Origin of the sequence: Rheinheimera nanhaiensis E407-8, from assembly GCF_000296695.1 — a bacterium.
GTDB classification, from domain to species: Bacteria; Pseudomonadota; Gammaproteobacteria; order Enterobacterales; family Alteromonadaceae; genus Alishewanella; species Alishewanella nanhaiensis.
Genome location: NZ_BAFK01000001.1, coordinates 169,493 through 189,357, shown reverse-complemented (window position 1 = coordinate 189,357; position 19,865 = coordinate 169,493). Strand labels below are relative to the sequence as shown.

22 protein-coding genes are annotated in these 19,865 nt (G+C 52.1%); 6 read left to right on the top strand and 16 right to left on the bottom strand.

Annotated features, from left to right (window positions below; all coding sequences use genetic code 11):
* Positions 1 to 468, top strand: a complete 468-nt coding sequence (gene trmL, locus RNAN_RS00940; protein ID WP_008217804.1) for a tRNA (uridine(34)/cytosine(34)/5-carboxymethylaminomethyluridine(34)-2'-O)-methyltransferase TrmL — start codon at positions 1 to 3, stop codon at positions 466 to 468.
* Between the two features lie 79 nt (positions 469 to 547).
* A complete protein-coding gene (locus tag RNAN_RS00935) occupies positions 548 to 2,386 on the top strand; it encodes a putative bifunctional diguanylate cyclase/phosphodiesterase (RefSeq protein ID WP_008217803.1) in 1,839 nt (612 codons plus the stop codon).
* On the opposite strand, the gene gpsA is transcribed toward RNAN_RS00935, so the two are convergent.
* The 4 genes from gpsA to RNAN_RS00915 are packed head-to-tail and all read right to left on the bottom strand — an operon-like array spanning position 2,379 to position 4,590.
* A complete protein-coding gene (gpsA, locus tag RNAN_RS00930) occupies positions 2,379 to 3,386 on the bottom strand; it encodes an NAD(P)H-dependent glycerol-3-phosphate dehydrogenase (protein WP_008217801.1) in 1,008 nt (335 codons plus the stop codon). The genes RNAN_RS00935 and gpsA overlap by 8 nt on opposite strands.
* A 3-nt stretch (positions 3,387 to 3,389) precedes the next feature.
* Entirely contained in the window at positions 3,390 to 3,878 is a 489-nt protein-coding gene (secB, locus tag RNAN_RS00925) for a protein-export chaperone SecB (protein WP_008217799.1), read from the bottom strand.
* A 17-nt stretch (positions 3,879 to 3,895) separates the two neighbouring features.
* Positions 3,896 to 4,156, bottom strand: a complete 261-nt coding sequence (gene grxC, locus RNAN_RS00920; RefSeq protein WP_008217797.1) for a glutaredoxin 3 — start codon at positions 4,154 to 4,156, stop codon at positions 3,896 to 3,898.
* Positions 4,156 to 4,590, bottom strand: a complete 435-nt coding sequence (locus RNAN_RS00915; RefSeq protein WP_008217795.1) for a rhodanese-like domain-containing protein — start codon at positions 4,588 to 4,590, stop codon at positions 4,156 to 4,158. Before RNAN_RS00915 ends, grxC begins: the two co-directional genes overlap by 1 nt.
* Positions 4,591 to 4,752: 162 nt before the next feature.
* Here RNAN_RS00915 and gpmM point away from each other — a divergent pair, with 162 nt between their 5' ends.
* The 3 genes from gpmM to RNAN_RS00900 all read left to right on the top strand — a co-directional run bounded on the left by gpmM (position 4,753) and on the right by RNAN_RS00900 (position 8,308).
* Positions 4,753 to 6,297, top strand: coding sequence for a 2,3-bisphosphoglycerate-independent phosphoglycerate mutase (gene gpmM / locus RNAN_RS00910; protein WP_008217793.1), 1,545 nt, complete (start codon positions 4,753 to 4,755; stop codon positions 6,295 to 6,297).
* Positions 6,298 to 7,440 (top strand): murein hydrolase activator EnvC family protein, encoded by a 1,143-nt coding sequence (locus RNAN_RS00905; protein ID WP_008217790.1) that lies wholly within the window; start codon positions 6,298 to 6,300, stop codon positions 7,438 to 7,440.
* Positions 7,441 to 7,534: 94 nt separating this feature from the next.
* Entirely contained in the window at positions 7,535 to 8,308 is a 774-nt protein-coding gene (locus tag RNAN_RS00900) for a divergent polysaccharide deacetylase family protein (RefSeq protein ID WP_008217788.1), read from the top strand.
* Positions 8,309 to 8,356: 48 nt separating this feature from the next.
* On the opposite strand, the gene RNAN_RS00895 is transcribed toward RNAN_RS00900, so the two are convergent.
* Complete coding sequence (locus RNAN_RS00895) at positions 8,357 to 10,576, bottom strand: two-component system response regulator (protein WP_008217786.1); 2,220 nt, start codon at positions 10,574 to 10,576, stop codon at positions 8,357 to 8,359.
* 162 nt (positions 10,577 to 10,738) lie between these two features.
* On the opposite strand from RNAN_RS00895, the gene RNAN_RS00890 reads away from it, so the two are divergent.
* A complete protein-coding gene (locus RNAN_RS00890; protein WP_008217784.1) occupies positions 10,739 to 11,629 on the top strand; it encodes a TIGR03899 family protein in 891 nt (296 codons plus the stop codon).
* Here the strand turns inward: RNAN_RS00890 and RNAN_RS18570 are convergent.
* From RNAN_RS18570 to RNAN_RS00840, 11 genes are all read right to left on the bottom strand, one after another.
* Complete coding sequence (locus tag RNAN_RS18570) at positions 11,597 to 13,765, bottom strand: response regulator (RefSeq protein ID WP_008217783.1); 2,169 nt, start codon at positions 13,763 to 13,765, stop codon at positions 11,597 to 11,599. The two genes, RNAN_RS00890 and RNAN_RS18570, sit on opposite strands and share 33 nt — an antisense overlap.
* A 120-nt stretch (positions 13,766 to 13,885) precedes the next feature.
* Positions 13,886 to 14,644, bottom strand: coding sequence for a TIGR04219 family outer membrane beta-barrel protein (locus tag RNAN_RS00880; RefSeq protein WP_008217781.1), 759 nt, complete (start codon positions 14,642 to 14,644; stop codon positions 13,886 to 13,888).
* 8 nt (positions 14,645 to 14,652) lie between these two features.
* A complete protein-coding gene (locus RNAN_RS00875; protein ID WP_008217779.1) occupies positions 14,653 to 15,630 on the bottom strand; it encodes a DUF2333 family protein in 978 nt (325 codons plus the stop codon).
* A gap of 9 nt (positions 15,631 to 15,639) precedes the next feature.
* Entirely contained in the window at positions 15,640 to 16,071 is a 432-nt protein-coding gene (locus RNAN_RS00870) for a copper chaperone PCu(A)C (protein ID WP_008217777.1), read from the bottom strand.
* A gap of 80 nt (positions 16,072 to 16,151) precedes the next feature.
* Positions 16,152 to 16,349 (bottom strand): PspC domain-containing protein, encoded by a 198-nt coding sequence (locus RNAN_RS00865; protein WP_008217775.1) that lies wholly within the window; start codon positions 16,347 to 16,349, stop codon positions 16,152 to 16,154.
* Positions 16,350 to 16,453: 104 nt separating this feature from the next.
* Positions 16,454 to 16,576: a hypothetical protein gene (locus RNAN_RS19470; RefSeq protein WP_008217773.1), complete on the bottom strand. Its 123-nt coding sequence runs from the start codon at positions 16,574 to 16,576 to the stop codon at positions 16,454 to 16,456.
* Positions 16,577 to 16,579: 3 nt separating this feature from the next.
* Positions 16,580 to 16,849: a hypothetical protein gene (locus tag RNAN_RS00860; protein WP_008217771.1), complete on the bottom strand. Its 270-nt coding sequence runs from the start codon at positions 16,847 to 16,849 to the stop codon at positions 16,580 to 16,582.
* Positions 16,850 to 17,031: 182 nt separating this feature from the next.
* The gene (gene dusA, locus RNAN_RS00855; RefSeq protein WP_008217769.1) at positions 17,032 to 18,027 is read right to left on the bottom strand and encodes a tRNA dihydrouridine(20/20a) synthase DusA; all 996 of its coding nucleotides are present in this window, start codon (positions 18,025 to 18,027) and stop codon (positions 17,032 to 17,034) included.
* A 2-nt stretch (positions 18,028 to 18,029) separates the two neighbouring features.
* The gene (speD, locus tag RNAN_RS00850; RefSeq protein ID WP_008217766.1) at positions 18,030 to 18,836 is read right to left on the bottom strand and encodes an adenosylmethionine decarboxylase; all 807 of its coding nucleotides are present in this window, start codon (positions 18,834 to 18,836) and stop codon (positions 18,030 to 18,032) included.
* 45 nt (positions 18,837 to 18,881) lie between these two features.
* Complete coding sequence (locus RNAN_RS00845; protein ID WP_008217764.1) at positions 18,882 to 19,319, bottom strand: OsmC family protein; 438 nt, start codon at positions 19,317 to 19,319, stop codon at positions 18,882 to 18,884.
* Positions 19,320 to 19,402: 83 nt separating this feature from the next.
* Entirely contained in the window at positions 19,403 to 19,750 is a 348-nt protein-coding gene (locus RNAN_RS00840) for a DUF3802 family protein (RefSeq protein WP_008217763.1), read from the bottom strand.
* Positions 19,751 to 19,865: the final 115 nt, after the last annotated feature.

Genomic DNA, 19,865 nt, shown 5'->3' with positions numbered 1-19,865 from the left:
ATGCTGCATGTCGTGTTATTTGAACCGGAAATTCCACCCAATACCGGCAATATTATCCGCCTGTGTGCCAACACCGGCTATCAGTTGCATTTAATTGAGCCGCTGGGGTTTGCCTGGGATGACAAAAGGGTGAAGCGCGCCGGTTTAGATTACCACGAGTTTGCCCCAGTTAAGCGCCACGCCAATTTTGCCGCTTTTGTTACCGATGTCGCGCCAACGCGGATGTTTGCCTGCACCACCAAAGGCCACACCGGCCACAGTGACGTGCGTTATCAGGCCGGTGATACGCTAATTTTTGGCCCGGAGAGCCGCGGTTTGCCGCCAGAAGTGTTGCAACAGCTGCCACAGACACATTGGCTGCGTATTCCGATGACAGCGCACAGCCGCTCGATGAATTTATCTAATGCTGTAGCTGTCTTTGTCTATGAATCCTGGCGTCAGCTTGGCTTTGCCGGCGCCCGCAGTTAAGCCACGCACAATTTGCCTATTTACCCCGGCTGCGGCTATAGTTAATGGCGCTTCGCTCGATTACAAGGATGTCGACACCATGCCAAGCTTTCGCTGGTTGCCCCTGGCCGGGCTACTGCCGTTTTGTGCTGCCGCCGCGGCTGGTGATGCTATTGTCTCTGCATTACCCTTAATAGCACTGGCACTGAGCCTGCTGGTGATTGCAGTGCTAACCTTATACAACTTTAAGCTCAAAGCCCGTTACCAGCAGCTGTGCTTGCAGCAGCAACAGCTTAACCAGTTCTTGCAGCGCTGCGATGATTATATCGCTGTACTGGATGCCAACTTAACCCCGCAATATACAAATGTGTCGCTCAGCGCCGCCTGCCCGACAGATGACAGCCAGTTGCCACTTTATCTGCAGCCTGAGGGTAACAGTTTATTACTGTCACAACTGCAGCCTGCTGACAACTGGCTTGGTGAAGCCTGGTTGCAACAGGGCGATGGCAAGCGGCTGGCACTATCTGTGGCTATTACCCGCCTTAATGACGCGCCAGCGCAATATCTGTTATTAGCACGTAATATTGACGATTTGAAACAGCGGCAACAGCAGTTGGAGCAAGATACGCTGCGCGATCGGCAAACCGGTTTATTAAGCCCGCTGCTGCTGAACGAATACCTGCACAGCTGTATTCAGTTGTCCGGTAAAAGTCAGCCAAACTTTGCGCTGCTGCTGGTCAAATTTAGCCAACTGCTGGGCGAGCGACCGGTTAACCCTAACATCACTTTACCGCAGGCGATGCCAAAATTAGCAAAGGCGCTGGCCCAACTGGCCGGCCCGGAATGTATTCTTGCCCGTTACAACAGCGACACTCTGGCGGTGGTTGTACCGCACCATCTGTGTCGTGCCCACGTCGAAATTACCCTTAACCGGCTGGGGCATAAGCTGCTTACCCTAAGTGAGTCAGCCGGGTTCAACCCCGGGCTGGCGGTACAAACCCTGGTAGGCATCAGCCTTTATCCTAATGATGGCCAGCATGCCTCTGAGCTGCTGTTTGCGGCGAATGCCGCGCTGCAACAGGCCAGCAAAACCGGTGACAGCCAGCTGGCCTTTGCCAGCCGCACTTTGCAGCAACGGGCGCCGGAATATCTGGCATTAGAAGCCGAGCTGCATAAAGCCCTGCAGCGTGACGAGTTTGAGCTGTACTATCAGCCACGTTATAGCATCGGCAGCAACCGTATTGTTGGCTATGAAGCCCTGTTACGCTGGCACAACCCGCGCCGCGGCGTGTTATTGCCGCAACACTTTCTAACGCTGGCCGATGAAACCGGCCTTATTGCGCAGCTGGACCAGCTGGTATTTCAAAAATGCTGTGAACAGCAGCTACGCTGGCAACAAACGGACATTAGCCGGGGCCGTATGTGCCTGAATATCTCCGGCCTGAGCCTTAAGCAAACCCAATTTGTCAGCCAAATTGCAGCGCAGTTACAGCGCTGTGGTTTAACGGCAGATCAGTTCGAATTTGAAATTGAAGAGCCATTACTGTTAGAGGCCGATAGCCTGGTCAACGATAACTTGCAACAACTGGCCCAGATGGGGCTGCATCTGACATTAGACAATTTTGGTACTGGTGTGTCATCGCTGTCGGTGCTGAAACAATTTCCGCTACACGGCCTGAAAATTGCCGCGCTGTGCATTAAAGATATGGAGCATAACGAACAGCAGCGTAATATCACGGCCAGTTTGATCCGGCTGGCGTCTTACCTGCAGTTAGATGTGATTGCCAGTGGCATTGAAAACGAAATGCAAGCCTATTTGCTGCACGTAATGGGTTGCGATATTTTACTGGGTCACTTATTCAGTAAAGCCTTGCCAGCAGCAGAGATCCCGCTGCTACTGGCAAAAGAGAACAAACTGGTACGCAAACAGGTTAGCTGACTTCGTCGCGCTTCTCACGGCCGAGCAAATCCAGCGCGGCCAGTTTTACGTCTTTGCCCTGATACAGCACCTGATAAATTTGCTCAGTGATAGGCATTTCCACGCCTACCCGCTGTGCCAGGTTAAACACCTCTTTGGCGTTACGATAGCCTTCAACCACCTGGCCAATACTCTGCATGGCTTCAGCGACTGGCTTACCCTGCCCCAGCAATAAGCCAAAGCGCCGGTTACGCGACTGGTTATCGGTACAGGTCAGCACTAAATCGCCAAGGCCTGCCATGCCCATAAAGGTGTCTTTCTTTGCCCCTAAGGCACAGCCCAGGCGGCACATCTCGGTTAAACCGCGGGTAATCAGCGCCGTACGGGCATTAGCACCAAAGCCAATACCATCGGCCATGCCGGCGCCAATAGCAATAACGTTCTTCACCGCGCCACCGAGTTGCACACCGATAAAGTCCGGGTTGGTGTAAACCCTAAAACTCTTAGCACAGTGTAACAAGTCAGATAACTGCCGGATAAAGTCAGCATCGGTTGACGACAGTGAAATCGCCGTTGGCAAGCCCATCGCCATTTCTTTGGCAAAGGTCGGGCCGGACAACACCGCCAGTGACACCTGCTCGCCTAAAATTTCGCGCGCCACATCCTGCAGCAAGCGGCCGGTTTCCGGCTCTAAGCCTTTGGTCGCCCAGGCAACCCGCGCATCAGCTTGTAGCAGCGGTTTTATCTGCCGTAAGGTGTCGGCAAAGGCGTGGCTTGGCACCACCACCAGAATATCGCGGCTACTGGCTACGGCGGCGGCTAAATCGGCGGTCAGCTGCAAACTGTCTGGTAAGGCAATGTCCGGCAGGTATTTCTGATTAACACGCTGCGCGGCCATCTGTGCCATATCGTCGCTGTTGCGGCCCCATAAGCTGATGGTATTGCCGTTACGGGCCAGACAAATTGCCAGAGCGGTGCCATAAGACCCCGCCCCGAGCACAGCAATAGCTGAAGGCTGCATTGCTTAAGCGTCAGCCTTTACCGCCTGGGCTTCTGCCTGGCGTTTTTGTACATATTGCGCAAACAGTGCATCAAAGTTCACCGGCGCCAGGTTCAGTTGTGGGAAGGTGCCACGGTTAACCAGGTTAGACACGGCTTCGCGGGCATAAGGGAACAGCACATTAGGACAGAAAGACGCCAGCATATGCGCCATTTGTGCGTCTTCTAACTGACCAATAGAGAAAATACCGGCCTGCTGTACTTCACATAAAAACGCGGTTTCGCCTTCTACTGTCGTAGTGACAGTTAACGACAGCACCACCTGATAAACGTTGTCGTCCAGCTTTTCGCTGCGGGTGTCCAGGTCCAGCTTAACTTCCGGCTTCCACTCTTTGCGGAAGATAGCAGGCGCGTTAGGCGCTTCAAACGAAATGTCTTTGACAAAAATACGCTGGATCGCAAATTGTAAACCTTGCTGCTCAGTTGCAACGCCGTTTGCTTGTTGTTCGGCCATGATAATTCCTACTGTAGTTATTTGTGTAATAAAGGATCGAGTTGCCCGCTGGCATCAAGCGCTAACATGTCATCGCAACCGCCAATATGGCGCTCACCGATAAAAATCTGTGGCACTGTGCTGCGCCCGCCGGCACGTTCAATCATCTGGGGACGCAGTTCTGGCTGCTCATCAATACGCAGTTCGGTATAGCTTACGCCTTTATTGTCCAGCACTGACTTAGCGCGGACACAATAAGGACAATAGGCTTTGGTGTAAATAGTCACTTGCGACATCATTACCTCTTGCTTTTTACCACCGGTAAGCTGGCGCCAGTCCAGCCACTCATGCCACCTTGCAGTACCGACACCTTATTAAAGCCTTGCTTAATAAGGCTGGCAGCTGCTTTTTGTGCCGTCATTCCGGCCTGACATACCACAATAATGGGTTGCGCTTTGTGTTTTTCAAGCCCGGCCAGTTGCTGTTTTTCAATATCGCCAAGCGCCAGTTGACGGGCGCCGGTAATGTGGCCCTTGGCAAAATCGGCCTCGGCGCGGATATCGACCACCAATGCATCGTCACGGTTAACCTGCAGGGTCAGCTCGGTGGGGCTTAGCTGTTTAACAGCGGAGAAACGCGATTTAATCATGCTGGCGATTAACATCACAAACAGCACAACCCAAACTGCGCTTAAAATCGGATGATTGGAAAAAAACTCAATATACTGCTGCATATTTACTCTGCTTACGCTTAGAAAAAAACCAGCGCTGAGTATACTGAGTTTGCTGATTAAAAGCAGCCCTGTAACGGCATAAGCCCGCGCATGGGGCTGGAGAATTATCCAGATTTCGGTAAGATAACCACTCTTTTTTTCGCTAACAAAGCCGGAGCTAGCATGACAAGTGGCAAAAAACCTTTGGTGTTATTAATTCTTGATGGCTGGGGCTACCGCGAAGAGACTGACAATAATGCTATTGCCCAGGCACAGACACCGGTAATGGATGCACTGTGGCGTGATTATCCGCATACGTTAATTTCAGGCTCCGGCCTGGATGTGGGTTTACCCGATGGCCAAATGGGTAACTCAGAGGTAGGCCATGTTAATTTAGGCTCTGGCCGGGTGGTGTATCAGGACTTTACCCGCATCACTAAAGCAATTGCCGACGGCGACTTTTTTACTAACCCGGCGCTGGTCGATGCGGTAAACAGTGCACAACAGCAACACAAAGCAGTACATATTATGGGTCTGTTATCACCAGGTGGTGTACACAGCCATGAAGACCATATTCTGGCGATGATTGAACTGGCAGAGCGCCAGGGCGCCGGGCCCATTTACCTGCATGCGTTTTTAGATGGTCGCGATACGCCCCCGCGCAGCGCCAAAGCCTCACTGGAAAAAATTCAGCAGCATTTTGCGCGCACCGGCAGCGGCCAAATTGCCTCAGTAGTGGGCCGTTACTACGCGATGGACCGCGACAAGCGCTGGGACCGGGTAGAACAAGCCTATGATTTACTCACGCTGGGCCAGGGTGCTTATCAGGCAACAAATGCCTTGCAAGCACTGGATATGGCCTATCAGCGTGACGAGAACGACGAGTTTGTTAAAGCCACCGCCATTTTGACTAAAAACGGCAGCCCTGTGCAGATGCAGGATGGCGACGCGCTGATTTTTATGAACTTCCGCGCCGACCGGGCCCGTCAGTTCAGCCGTGCCTTTATTGATGCTGACTTCGCCGGCTTTAAGCGCAAGCACTGGCCCAAGCTCAGCCGTTTTGTCATGCTGACCGAATACGCTGCCGACATTAACGCGCCTTGCGCTTATCCGCCAGAAAGCCTGGATAATGTGCTGGGTGAATGGCTGGCCAAACAAGGTAAAACCCAACTGAGAATTTCAGAAACGGAAAAATACGCCCATGTCACTTTCTTTTTCAGTGGCGGCCGCGAGCAGCTGTTTGACGGCGAGCAGCGCATTTTGATCGACTCGCCTAAAGTGGCAACCTACGACTTGCAGCCAGAAATGAGCTCAGCAGAGCTGACCGACAAGCTGGTCGCGGCCATTCACAGTGGTGACTTTGATGTCATTATCTGCAATTACCCTAACGGTGACATGGTCGGCCATACCGGCGTTATGTCGGCAGCGATTAAAGCCGTTGAAACCGTTGACAGCTGTATTGGCCGGGTAGTGAAGGCGCTGCAGGAAGTGGGCGGTGAGTGTTTAATCACCGCCGATCATGGTAATGCCGAAATGATGCTGGACACTGCGTCAGGCCAGGCACATACCGCCCACACCAGCGGTCCGGTGCCACTTATTTATGTCGGCCGGCCGGCCAGTGTTACCCCAGGTGGCATTTTAAGCGACATTGCCCCCACTATGCTAAGTCTGATGGGGCTGCCGGTACCGGCAGAGATGACAGGCAAAATTTTGATGCAACCCCGCTAAATGACGCTTACCTGTAGGCCTTACCTGCTGCTGTTTAGCGCTGCCCTGCTGTGCTTGGCACAACTTGCGTACAGCCAGACGCAGCAGGAGCAGGAGCTGGCGCAGCTACAACAGCAAATCCAGCTGACTGAGCGCGAAGTGAAACAGCAGCAAAAGCAGCTGGAACAAGCAGAAGCGGCATTGCAGCAATCTGATCGCGCCCTGGCCAATGCCGCCAACGCCAAACGCGATACCGAGCAGCAAATCAGCCAGCTGCGCCAGCAAGAGCAGCAACTGCTGACGCAGCAAAGCACGCTCGAACAACAGTTACAACAGCAGCAGCAACTGCTGGCAGAGCAGCTAAAAAGCGCCTACAGCCTGGGGCAGCATGATTACAGCCGCATGCTGCTCAATCAGCAGGACGCCGCCAAATTGGAGCGGGTACTCAGTTATTATCAGTATTTTAACCGCGCCCGTTTAAAACACCTTGCCGAGATCAACAGCACCATCAGCCAGTTACAACAGGTACTTACGGAGCTAAGCGACAAACAGCAACAGCTGGCACAGCAGCTAACCAGGTTTGAGCAACAGCAGCAACAACTGGCACAGGCCAAAACGCAGCAACAACAAGCGGTTGATAAACTCAGTAACACCTTAAAGCAGCAGGGACGCCAGCTTGACTACCTGCGCCAGAACGAAAACAGCCTGCAGGCCAAGCTGGAGGAATTGCGTCGTATGGCGCAGCAAGCGCGCGAATTGGCCGGTTTAACCCGGCAAAAAGGTCAGCTGACCTGGCCGCTTAGCGGCACCATACTGCAGCGCTTTGGTGAAAACCGTCAGGGCGGTATGCCGGCGCGCGGGATATTAATTCAGGGCCGCGAAGGTGACGCGGTAAAAGCCATCGCTGATGGCCAGGTCATTTATGCCGACTGGTTAAAAGGCTATGGTTGGGTGATCGTACTGGACCACGGCGCCGGCTATATGAGCCTGTATGGCCACAACCAAAGCCTGCTAAAACAACCCGGCTCCCGCATTAGCGCCGGTGAAACCATTGCCTTAACCGGCATGAGTGGTGGCCAGGCCACCGCAGGTTTGTATTTTGAAATACGTGACAAAGGTGAGGCAGTAAATCCGCTGCAATGGCTCCAACAAAGCCGGCGCTAAAAGCATGGCAAAAGTGACAAACTTCAGTTTATACTTTTGCCAGCATAAACCGCATCCAAGCGGGCGAACGACATAAAACGAGAATAATAACGACGTGCGACCACTACTGTTTTTTATCATAGGGCTGTTCACTCTGGCCGGCGCTTATGCCGCCGAGACACCACGTGTTGCAATTATTATCGACGACATAGGCTATCAAAAAACCGACTTAGCTTTAATTGACCTGCCCTACCCGCTAACCTTTGCGGTGTTACCCCACACCCCTTATGGTCAGCGCGCGGCCCGTTATGCTTTTCAGCACAACAAAGACGTAATGCTGCATATGCCAATGCAGGCGTCAAACGGCATGGCACTGGGCCCCGGCGCTTTAACCGTAGGGATGGATAAACATCAGGTACAACAAACCCTGCAGGCGGCGCTGGCAGACATTCCCTATGCCATCGGCATTAACAACCACATGGGCAGTTATTATACCGAGCAGGCCGATGCCATGGCCTGGACCATGGAATACTTAAGCAAACGACATTTGTTTTTTGTTGACAGCCTGACCACCTCCCGCAGCCAGGCCAGTAAATACGCCAAACAATTTAGCGTTACCAACTTAAGCCGGCAGGTGTTTTTAGATAACGAACAAAACGAAGCTGCCATGCTGAAGCAGTTGGCGATCTTAATTAATATTGCCCGAAAGCGGCAAAGTGCTATCGCTATTGCGCATCCTTACCCGCAAACGCATCAGTTTTTACGCAAACATCTGCCAACGCTGCAGCAGCAAGGAATAAAGCTGGTGAGTATTTCGCAGTTACTGCCACAGCATCATGACGTTGTGGCCGCCGGCTTTACCGCACCGGCAGTATCTGCCCCGCAATAAACATCAGGCCCGCTATGCGGGCCTGAGGCTGTTTACTTACTTAGCAGATTATTTTTGTTGTTGTAAAAACAGCAGCAACTCGGCAGCTGGCATCGGTTTGGCATACATAAAGCCTTGCACCTCATCACAGCCCATGGCTTTTACCGCCTGTTCCTGGGCAGCGGTTTCCACGCCCTCGGCAATGGTAGATAAGTTTAATCTTTTACCCAGACTGATAATGGTCTCGGCGATCACCTCACCTTCTACTTTATCCAGGTCACGGATAAAGGCGCGGTCTACTTTGATCCGATCCAGCGGCAGTTGTTGCAGATAACTGAGCGAAGAAAAACCAATACCAAAGTCATCAATCGCCACTTTGATACCAAAGTTTTTCAGCTTCTGCAGCGCTTCTATCACTATTTTAGGTTCGTCCATCACCACAGACTCGGTGATCTCAAGCTCCAGCAATTGCGGGTCAATCTGGTGTCGCTGCACGCACTCAATGACCGACTGCACAAAGCCATGATTCCTAAATTGCGGCATAGACACATTCACTGCGATGCGCAGCTGGGCAAAGCCTTGTTTCTGTAGCTGTTTTATTTGTAAACATGCCTGTTCCAGCACCCAGCTACCAATATCGACGATCAGGCCGGAATATTCAGCCAATGGAATAAATACGGCCGGCGAGACAAACTGGCCATTCGTTTGCGGCCAGCGCAGCAGCGCTTCCATGCCCACCACCCGCTCAGTGTTTAACGACACCTGAGGCTGGTACCACAGCTGCAGCCGGTCATGGGCAAAATCCTGTCGCAACATCCGCAACAGCGCCAGCCGTTCGGCCATTTGCTCTTCCATATCCTCCTGATAATACTGATAATTTTGTCCAAGCTGCTTTTTCGCTTTATTCAGCGCTATATAGACATGTTTTAAAATGGTCAGGCCTTGCTCGGCTGTGTCGGTTAGCCGGCACAGACCAAAGGTGGCATTTACCTGCAGCGCATGCTCAGAGGCCTGAAACGGCGCCTCAAATACCGCTTGCAAGCGCTCGGGGCTAAGCTCCTGCTCGGGCCCGACCAAGCCAAACACATCGGCGCCAATGCGGCCTAGCTGGGCAAAAGCGCCAAAATGTTCGATAAGCCTCAGTGTCACTGCAATCAGTAACTCATTGCCAACATCCTGGCCTAAGCCATCGTTTACGTCAGAAAAATGATCAATATCGATAAGCACTGCAACATTGTTGGCGGCTTCGTAGCGCTTGGTATCCTGCAAAATCTGAATAAACTCATTGCGGTTGGGCGTTTTGGTCAGCGGATCGATATAGGCCGCATGTTTTAACTGCTGAAACAGCGTCACGTTTTCATAACCAATTGAGATATTGCTTAAAAACACCTGGATCAGCTGACGATCGAGCTCTTCAATTGGCCGGTTAGTTTCAATGTAAACCGCTGCGCTATGCTTATCATTACCCAGATACAGTACGGTATCCATATCGGTAAAGATATGCTGGCGGGTCGCCAGACACTTGGTGATCTGGCTGACAATACGCGGGTTATCCAGCCGTTCCAGCTGACATTTGATAAAAGGCGCATAGTGGCCGGCGGCACCTAATACATAAATGGTCTCACTGGCACTGCCGTCATCTTCAATTTGGGCGCAAAGCACGCCTTCAGCATGCAAGCCAATTAACGAAGAAATTTGCGTGACGACGCCCTCAGAGAACTCATGCAGCGAATGCTGCTCCAGCAGATTAGCGCCGGCATTAATAATTTTTTCCAGACCGCGCCGGCTTTGGTTAATGGTGCGGATCTGCTGATATGAGCGCAGTGACGCTATGATAGAGGTGACCAGTTTACTGCGGGTTAATTCGGTTTTGGTTTTGTAGTCATTAATATCATATTCTTTGATCACACTCTCTTCAGGCGCATAACCTGGCTGCCCGGTGCGCAGTACAATGCGGATCTCATCCATGCTCAATTCTTCACGGATCTGCTGCACTACTTTAAGGCCGGCATCATCGGACTCCATCACCACATCCAGTAGCACCAACGCGGTGTTAGGATGCTGGCGCAAAAATTCAACGGCGGCTTTGCCAGAATAGGCATGATGAAACAGCAGTTTACGTCCGAGTACCGTTAAATCACTCAGTGCCAGCTTGGTAACAGTGTGGATCTCTTCATCGTCATCAACAATTAACAGGTGCCATTCACCCAGTGTCTGTTGCTGACCAGCTGCTACGGGTTCGTCTTCTGCTAAAAACAGAAAATCCTCATCTGTTTCTTTTGACACCATTATTAAGCCTTATTGAATGATTCCGTTTAAATATACATGCTTAAACTTAATAAGAGTAAGTTATACCAGATTTTATTTTGTGCAAAGCAGTTAGCGAAACTTGCTGCAAAATATCCACAGTGCCAAGATAGCCATGCCACGAGTTTCAGGATAATCAACGTTATGGTGAAGATTAACAGTGTTAGCGGCCAACAACGCCTGCGGCAATTAGCCAAAATGCAGCTGGGTAATAGTGTCGTGTCGCCAACAGAGCCAGATACCGCGCCAGAGCCGGCCGGACATGGCCAGTTTAACGACAAACACCAGCAGCTGGCGGCCCGCTCAGGGGCACAAAGCAGCCATTTAAGCCTGGCCGAACGGGCGCAGCGGCGGCTTCAGATGCAACGTGAGCGCCAGCAGCACAATTTAGAACGGGTAATCGCCCAGGCACTGGAGTACTGCCCGGATACAGTGTCGGGCCAGGAAGTAGACCCTGATTGGTTTACCCAATTTTGCGAGTTAACGCTGGATATTTCCAACGCCAGTATGCAGCAGCTGTGGGCCAAAATTCTGGCCGGTGAAATCGCCAGCCCCGGTAAGTTTGCCTTAAAAACCCTGCATACGCTAAAGCGGATGAGTATGAAAGAAGCACTGGCACTGCAACAAGCGGCAGCGCTCAGCTGCCGCACCCGTCAGGATCCGACGCCGCGTATTTACTTTGGTTATATTCGCCGGCCGTCATTGTGGCACTTTTTGACCGGGCGCAGCAGAGCGCTGTTAAACCTGAACCAGTTTGGCTTGTCTTATCCGCAAATACTCAGCCTGGTCGATATTGGCCTGCTGCACAGCTCTGAAATTGAAAGCGGTGAGCTGGCCTATGGCCAACAGCTTCACTGGCAATATCAGCAGGCCAGCTTAACCGGCACCGTTAGCAGTAAAAATGTGGTGTTGCAGTACTACAAATACACCGCCAGCGGTGCTGAGCTGTTGCCGTTGGTAACGCGGGAGCCGCATCAGGCGTATCTGGAGGCGCTTAAAACGCTACTGCGCACGACTATCCGTTTTGCGGGCTGACTGGCACCAGCGCATAATCTGCTGCAGGTTGTCAGCGCCCAGCGGCTTGATGATGACGTCGTTCATGCCGGCCTGCAAAAATTGCTCAATCTCCTCATCAAGCGCATGAGCGGTGAATGCCAGTATTGGTGTATGCTGATACTCCGCCAGCTGCCTTAACTGACGCGCCACCTCAGTACCGGCGATATCGGGCAACTGAATATCCAGCAAAATCAAGTCAAACCGCTGCTGCGCGCAAAGCTGAAGCGCCTCGGCGCCGGTACTGGCGGTCTGAAGCTGCAGCGCCTGCTGTTGTAACAACACCCGGACAAACGCCAGATTAGTCGTATTATCATCTACCACCAGCAATTTTGGCAGTGCCGCACCAGGCAGCGCAGTATGCATTAACTGCTGCAGACAAAACGGGGCGGCGCTTACCGGTAATTGCAGTAGTTGCTGCCAACGTCGGCCGGTGTTAGCGCTGGCATAACAGAGTATCCGCTGGCAGCTGCTTAACGCTTGTATTAGTGCCTGCCAGCGCTGTAGCTCGGCCGGCGCCGGTTCTTCTGCCGGTAAAAAGATAATGGCCGCATCGTACAGATGTAGTGCCACTTTGCGCTCAAGCTCAGCCAGATCGTTACAGCTGGCCAGATAACCTGTTACAGCACTGAGACTGGCCGCGCGCTCTTTTAACCTTGCCGGCTGGTTGTCAAACAGCAGCATATGCTGCAGCACTGCAGTATCTGCAGGGGAAAGCTCAGTCAGGGCCAGGGTTAACTGCAAGGTACAGCCCAGGCCATCAAGCGACTGCACACTTAGCTGCGCTGCCAAACTTTGCCTGGCGCTGGCAACAATGGCGATATCGGCATCCTGCCACGGCTGCGCGGTTGCCGCGTCTTGCATAAGCTTTTGCCGCACCGCACTGCTTAGGCCATCACCGTCACAAATTAATGTCAGTTGCAGCTGCCGCTGCTCGGCCTTAAGCTGCAGGTATAAGCTGATTTCGCTCACGTCACTACTACGACAGCCCAACCGCAGCATGGCCTGCAGCACAATAGCCAGGGTTTGCTGGCAGAGCACAGTGTTAAACCGGCAGTTATCGGCGGCTTCAAATAGCTGCAGGCTGACATTACGGCTGGCCAGCGGCGCTTGCAACTGCGGTAACAGTGCGGCCAAAAATTGCGCTAAATTTATGCTCTCTGCCGTGGTGTGGCCGCTGGTATGTTGTAACAGAAATAATTGCGCATTAAGCTGCCAGGCCAGTTCATCACCGGGCAGGTGCTGCTCCAGCAGCTGCTGCATATTTTGCCCGGCTATTTGCAGTTGCTGTTGTTGCTGGCTGTTACGTTGCTGCATCAGCGCAGTTTGTGCTTTTGCCTGCGCCTGTGCCTGCTGCAAGGCTTCCAGCTGTTGTTGTTGCTGCTGAAGCTGCATCTGCAACTGCTGCTGCGTCGTGGCCTGCGCAGACGCTAACGCATTCAGCCCCTGCTGTAATGGCGTTAATTCACTAACCAGCTGGTCTTCTACTTTTACATTAAGCTGGCCATGTCGCAGCTGATTCAGTTTATGCGTTAATAAGCTAACATCGATTTGCAAACGTTGCTGGTGCTGCGCCACTGTGCGGCGGAATAACAACAAGACGCCGCCACCTATCAGTGCCACCATTAACACTGGCATCAGCCAGGCAACCGACAGCGGCGCCTGCTCGACCACCAGCATCAAATAGTGCTGCTCTGCTGTCGGTTTACGCGTATTGTGATTAGCAGCACCGGGCTCAGCAACCGGTTGAAACGCGATCAGGTAATGACCAACGGTGACGAGTTGAAAGCGGTCTATATTTTCATCCGCGCTTAACGGCCGCACCATATCAGTCGGCCCTGTGCTGATCAGCAGTTGATGTCGCCGGTCAAACACCGCTATGGCGGTAAGCTTTAGGCCACTGTTATGGCCAATATGGGTTAACTGGGCTTTTAACCACTGCGGATCGCTGGTGGTTAGCAAAGGCCTGATACTCAACTGCAGGGTAGCGGCAAAACGTGTCAGTTGAAGCTGCTGCTGCGTTTTGGCCTCGTATTGATACCACAGGCCGGTAAACAGTGCTATCGCCAGTAGCGATACTAACCAGGGAAGGGTTAACTGCCTGAAAAAATTTATCAAAATCGCTTCTGCTTTAACGGAGATTGGCTTAACTATAAATCGATTCGCCAATACGAACAAGGCTGGCCCGGACGGAACAGCGTGGGCATCGCTGCAGCGGCGCTGCCCACGGCGTACAGATTAAAAATGCAGTTCAACGCCGGCGAACGCACCTTTAAAATCCAGATCGGCGTACAGATTGTCAATATCATCCAAACGCAGATTAACGGCGCGGTAACCCAGCTTCAGCCGTAAATCGACCGCCAGATTATCCAGCAGTGCATAAGCCACACCCGCTTGCATATCATATACCCGGCTGCCATCGTAAGAAACAAAGCTGCCATTGGCAAACAGCTCCAGGCCAGTTAGCGGTAGCCCCACAATAGCTGAGCTGTACAGCATAGGGATAACAGTAGACGTATCCTGCACAGCAACAGCGCCATCAGCACCAAGGTCAGCCACGGCCACGCTGCCATTAATATGCTTGGCGTTAATGCCCAGGTCCAGGCTCAGCAAATCATTATCGAGGATTTCGTAATACAGCACATAATCTGTGTTAGTCAGATCAACCTGGTTGGCAATGTCGGTGTCGACAGCAAAGGTTTCGCCGGCAAAGCTGAAGCTGGCGTTTAATGCCGTTACGCCATTAGTTTCCAGCTGATTATGCTGCAGGCGAAGATTTGGCAGCAGTGGCAGCGGGTGCTCCAGCGCCACATAGTAAGAGCTCTGGGTTTTGTCATTAAAATTAAACTGTTGTAGCTGCTCATCATTGGCAAAACTGCCATCAGTAGAGGTGCGCCAACCATCGGCACCGATATACAAACCCAGTAAAGTATCGGCTTGCGCCGCTGTAGTAACCAGACTGCCAGCCAGCGCAAGCATTAAAACGGAGTGTTTCATTGGTGTATTTACCCTTGTGTTAATAATTCTGATAAATCAATCAGCGCCGCATTGGCACGGGAGATATAGTTCGCCATTACCAGCGAGTGGTTTGCCATCAGACCAAAGCCACTGCCGTTAAGCACCATTGGGCTCCAAATAGGTTGTTGTGTCGCTTCCAGCTCGCGGATAATTTGCCGCAAGCTCACCATGGCATTTTTACGCACCAGCACATCGGCAAAATCAGCCTCGACCGCTGTTAAAAAATGCAGCAGCGCCCAGCAGGCACCACGGGCTTCGTAAAACTCATCATCCAGCTTCCACCAGCTGGTTTTAATGCGCCGGTGTGCCGGCGTGTCGGTAGACTGACGGGCGGAGGCATCATTGGCTAAATCGGTGTTTAGCCGGTCTTGCCCGACACTGGCGCTTAAACGCTGCGAATAGCTGCCCAGGCGTTTTTCCACTGCCTTTAGCCAGTCTCGCAGGTTATCGGCGCGGGCATAAAACTGGCTGTCGGGTCGCTGCGGGTCCATCAGCTCAGTGCGGTATAGGTACAGTTGCTCAATCGCTTTGCGATATTCACTCTCCGCACTGGGAATTGCCCAGCTGCGATGGTCAATATTAAACTTTGGCTGGGCGATTTTCAGATAAGGGTTTTCGGTAGATTGCGACTGGGAGCGGCTTAAATCTTTGCGCAGCGCCAGCGCCAGATCACGGGTCATCTCCAGCACACCCAACTCCCAGGCCGGCATATTGTCTAACAGCACAAAAGGCGGTATCACATCATTGGCCAGGTAACCGGCGTTTTTATCCAGTAAGGTTTCGCTGACCCTGATAAGCGCTGTTGTCGTGCTGTAGCCGATAATGGCACTGTCACCCAACTGCTGCCGGCTATGGGCGATATCGTCTACCAGCAAATCCGGTTCCCGGCTGGCCCACCAACCAACAATATAAAGCACCAACAGTGCTGCAGCGGCAGCCGCAGCTAACACACGGGCATTAAACATAACAGCTCCTTAGCGTTTTGGCATCGCAACTACCGGCAGCTCAACCGGCAGTTGTTGGCCATCGGCAAAGCCTAATGTCAGCGGCACCAGCATGCCGGGTGTCAGTTCAGCCTGTGGTTCAAACAGCATCAGATGCAGGCCGCCGGGCGACAGCTCGACAGTGGCACCGGCTGGAATATCAATGGCGCTGACTTGTTCCATTCGCATCATGCCATCTTTATGGCTGTGCTGATGTAATTCTACCCGGGCAAACAGCGGGCTTTGCGCCGACACCAGCTGCAGTGCGGTATCGGCAGGGTTAGTCAGGGTAAAGTAACCTGCGGTAACGCTGCGTCCGGGCATTGGCTGGCGCACCTGGCCATCTTGCATTGTGGGGCTAGCGGCCTGTAGCAGCGGGCTGGCTAACGCCAGTAACAACAGAGTTGTGCTTAGCAATCGCATTACTTTTCTCCTTATCCGTCACAGTCTTATATTACACCAGTTTAACCGCTGGCACAGCCTGTAACACTAAGGTAGCCAATTTAGCGATCGGGCAGTACGGCCGCAGCCACCAAATAGGCGATCAGGGTCGCCACCGGAAACAACAATAATAAGATGACAGCCAGAGTACGGACCAGCCAGCGCGGCTGCTGATAATAACCCGCCAGGCCGGCACAAACGCCGGCAACTTTGCGATAATTACGCGCGCAATACCAGCGGTCGGTGTCATAAGTCGCCATAAGTTAGTCTCCTGTGTTGTTGTTCGGCTGAGTGGCTGACTTTGCCAGCCACAGCAGGCTGCTAAACAAAGCAAAGGTAACCAGTTCCATGTTTAACCAGCTCATCAGTGTTCTCCTGTTAACCGGGTTGCCAGCGGTGCCAGCAGCTGCCAGGCCAGCATCACCGGCACTATGCTCAGTACCGGGCTTAAATAAGCCAGTAATAACCAGAATGACGGGATCAGCATGGCTTATTCAGCTATCACTGTTGGGTCAAGCCGGGCAACCTCATGCCTGGCCAGTTCACTCACGTCCTGACGGGCACTTTGCTGTGCTATCAGATCCAGCACACTGCTTTGCAGTGCCAGACGCACCTGTTGCTGTGTTTCGTTGGACAAGCTGTTCAGTTGTTGCTGCACCACCTGCTGTAATTCAGCAGAGACCTCATCCGCCGACAGCGGATTACTGCTCAGCGCTGCAGCGAAAGAACAAGTTAAAGCCAGAGTAGTTAAGCGGTTCATTGTCATATCCTTGTTACATGTTAGTCGGTACTACACTGTTGAGATAACTGGGTATTTCAAGTGTTATGCCAACCCACACGGACAAGGTAAACATTTGATTTTAAATAAATAAAATGAAAAGGCGCCGACTACTACACAGTGGCGCCTTAAATAAAAACCAAAAAAATAGTGAAATTAACTAACTAGCTGGTCAAATCGGCTACTGGCTTAAGTTTGGCCAGCGCCTGCAGCAATAATTCCGGTTTCGCCTCAGCAAAGTGGCCTTGCTCACTGAGTAAGCGCCGCCACTGGCGGGCGCCGGGGCGGCCCTGAAATAACCCCAGCATATGGCGGGCAATATGCCAAAAACGCGCGCCTTGCTGCATTTGCTGCTCAATATAAGGCAGCATCTGCAGCACAACCTGCTCTGGCGTTAGGGGCAAGGTGGTATCAGCATAAATGAGTGAGTCGACTTCGCTTAACAGTAGCGGGTTGGTATAGGCTTCACGCCCAACCATAACACCATCCAGGTACTGTAGTTGCTCTTTGGCCTGCTGCAACGTTTTAATACCGCCATTAAGGCTGATATTAAGCTGTGGAAACTCCTGTTTCAGCTGCTGTACCCGTGGGTAATTCAGCGGCGGGATCTCGCGGTTCTCTTTCGGGCTTAGGCCTTTTAGCCAGGCTTTACGGGCGTGGATTATAAATTGCTCGCAACCGGCAGCCGCCACCATACTGACAAAATCCTGCAAAAACTGATAGTCGTCAGAGTCATCAATGCCGATGCGGGTTTTCACCGTCACCGGTATAGACACCGCATCCTGCATTGCTTTAACACAATCGGCCACCCGCGCCGGCTGCGCCATCAGACAAGCGCCAAACATGCCGTTTTGCACCCGATCCGACGGGCAGCCGACGTTAATGTTTACCGCATCATAGCCACGCTGCTCGGCAAGCTTTGCGCAGTGCGCCATCTCGGCCGGCTCAGAGCCGCCCAGCTGCAGCACCAGCGGATGCTCTTGCTCATTAAAGGCTAAATAGTCACCGCTGCCATGAATAATGGCGCCAGTGGTCACCATCTCGGTATACAGCACCGCATGGCGGCTTAACAGACGGTGAAAATAGCGGCAGTGCTTGTCAGTCCAGTCCAGCATCGGCGCGACAGAAAACTGATGAGCAGCAAGCACCTGATTGCGCATGCTTATTTCATGTCCGGCAGGTTACGGCCATAGAAAATTTCGCGCATTTCACGAAACACTTTTTTGCTGATGATCTTTTGCTCTTCCGCCGTCATCGAGTCGGTACCCATGCCAAACAAATAATTGTTCAGATCGGCTTCTTTTAGCATCATCTTGGTGTGAAACAGGTTTTCCTGATACACGTTTACGTCGATCATCTGAAAGGCACGCTTGGTCTCTTCGTCCATAAAGTTCTGAATAGAGCTGATCGGATGATCGATATAGTGCTTGGTACCACTGACATCACGGGTAAAACCCCGCACCCGGTAATCGATAGTTACAATGTCAGATTCGAAGCTGTGAATTAGGAAGTTCAGTGCTTTCAGTGGCGATATAATACCGCAGGTCGACACCTCGATATCGGCACGGAAAGTACAGATGCCATCATGCGGATGCACTTCCGGATAGGTGTGCACACAAATGTGGCTTTTATCCAGATGCGCCACTACCACATCAGGCCGTGGGCCAGGGTTTTCTGAGTTATCCGGGTCAACCAGTACCGGCTCTTCACTCACCAGTATGGTAACGCTGGCACCTTGCGGATCATAATCCTGGCGGGCCACATTCAGAATATTCGCACCGATAATATCGGTCACTTCGGTCAGAATGTCGGTTAAGCGGTCAGCATTGTACTGCTCATCAATATATTCGATATATTCCTGCCGGTGCTGCTCTGTTTTGGCATAGCAGATATCGTAAAGGCTGAAACTCAGGCTTTTCGTCAGGTTGTTGAACCCATGCAGTTTCAATTTTTCAAAAGGTTTAACCACTTAACTTTGTCTCCGCAAAAAACCGCAGCGCGGTTATTAACTGAATTACTGCTGCTGGCTGCCGCTTGGCGCCGTTGCTGCTTCGATTACGCTGAACGAGTGGCTTACAGCCACACTGCCCGACAACATAATAGATACCGAACAATATTTATCGGCGGATAATTGCACCGCGCGCTCGACCTGCTTTTCACTTAGGTTAGTGCCGGTAACAACAAAATGCAGATGCAGCTTGGTAAACACTCTGGGGACAGTGTCAGCGCGCTCGGCGCTTAGCTCAACTTCACAATCCTGCACCTGCTGGCGGGCTTTTTGTAAAATGCTCACCACATCCACCGACGAGCAGGCGCCGGCGGCCATCAGTACCATTTCCATTGGGCTGGCGGCAATGCTGCCGTCTTTATTACCGTCAAACACGACCGCATGGCCACTGCCTGAGCGACCAATAAAGGTGTTATTGTCCAGCCATTTAACTTTTGCTTGCACGGGCTACCCCTGCCGAAAAAACAAGGGCGGTATTTTACGTAAAACGGCGGCAGGTATCTAGCATAATTGCGCAGTCTGGCCGGTTAATCGAGCAGATCGGCGATGGCGTTATCAAACAGGTTTTTGATTAACAGAGAGATTTCGTTGATGAGTTCAGCTTGCTGCGCAGTAGCTTTTTTTTCCAGCACACTGCTTAACACTTCCTGAAAGTCGTACATGATGCCGTCCACTTCGCGGATAATCATGCTGCGATGGTTCATTTCCAGCTCGGTGTGTTGGGTGCACAGGGTGATAATTTGTTCGGCAATCGACTCTTCTAACAGCTCGCCGATGGTTTTACCGCTACCATTGTTGCCGCCCTGCTCAAACAATGACAGATGTTCAGTCAGAAACTGGATCAGATGCTCGTATCCGGGTTTGTCTGTAACCATAACTTGCTTTACACCTGGCTGCTGGCAAAACAGCAATAAGTTTTCGTTATTTAAGCAAAAACCATAGCATAAAACAAACCGGGGCTGACGCCCCGGTTGTAATTATTTTTATTTT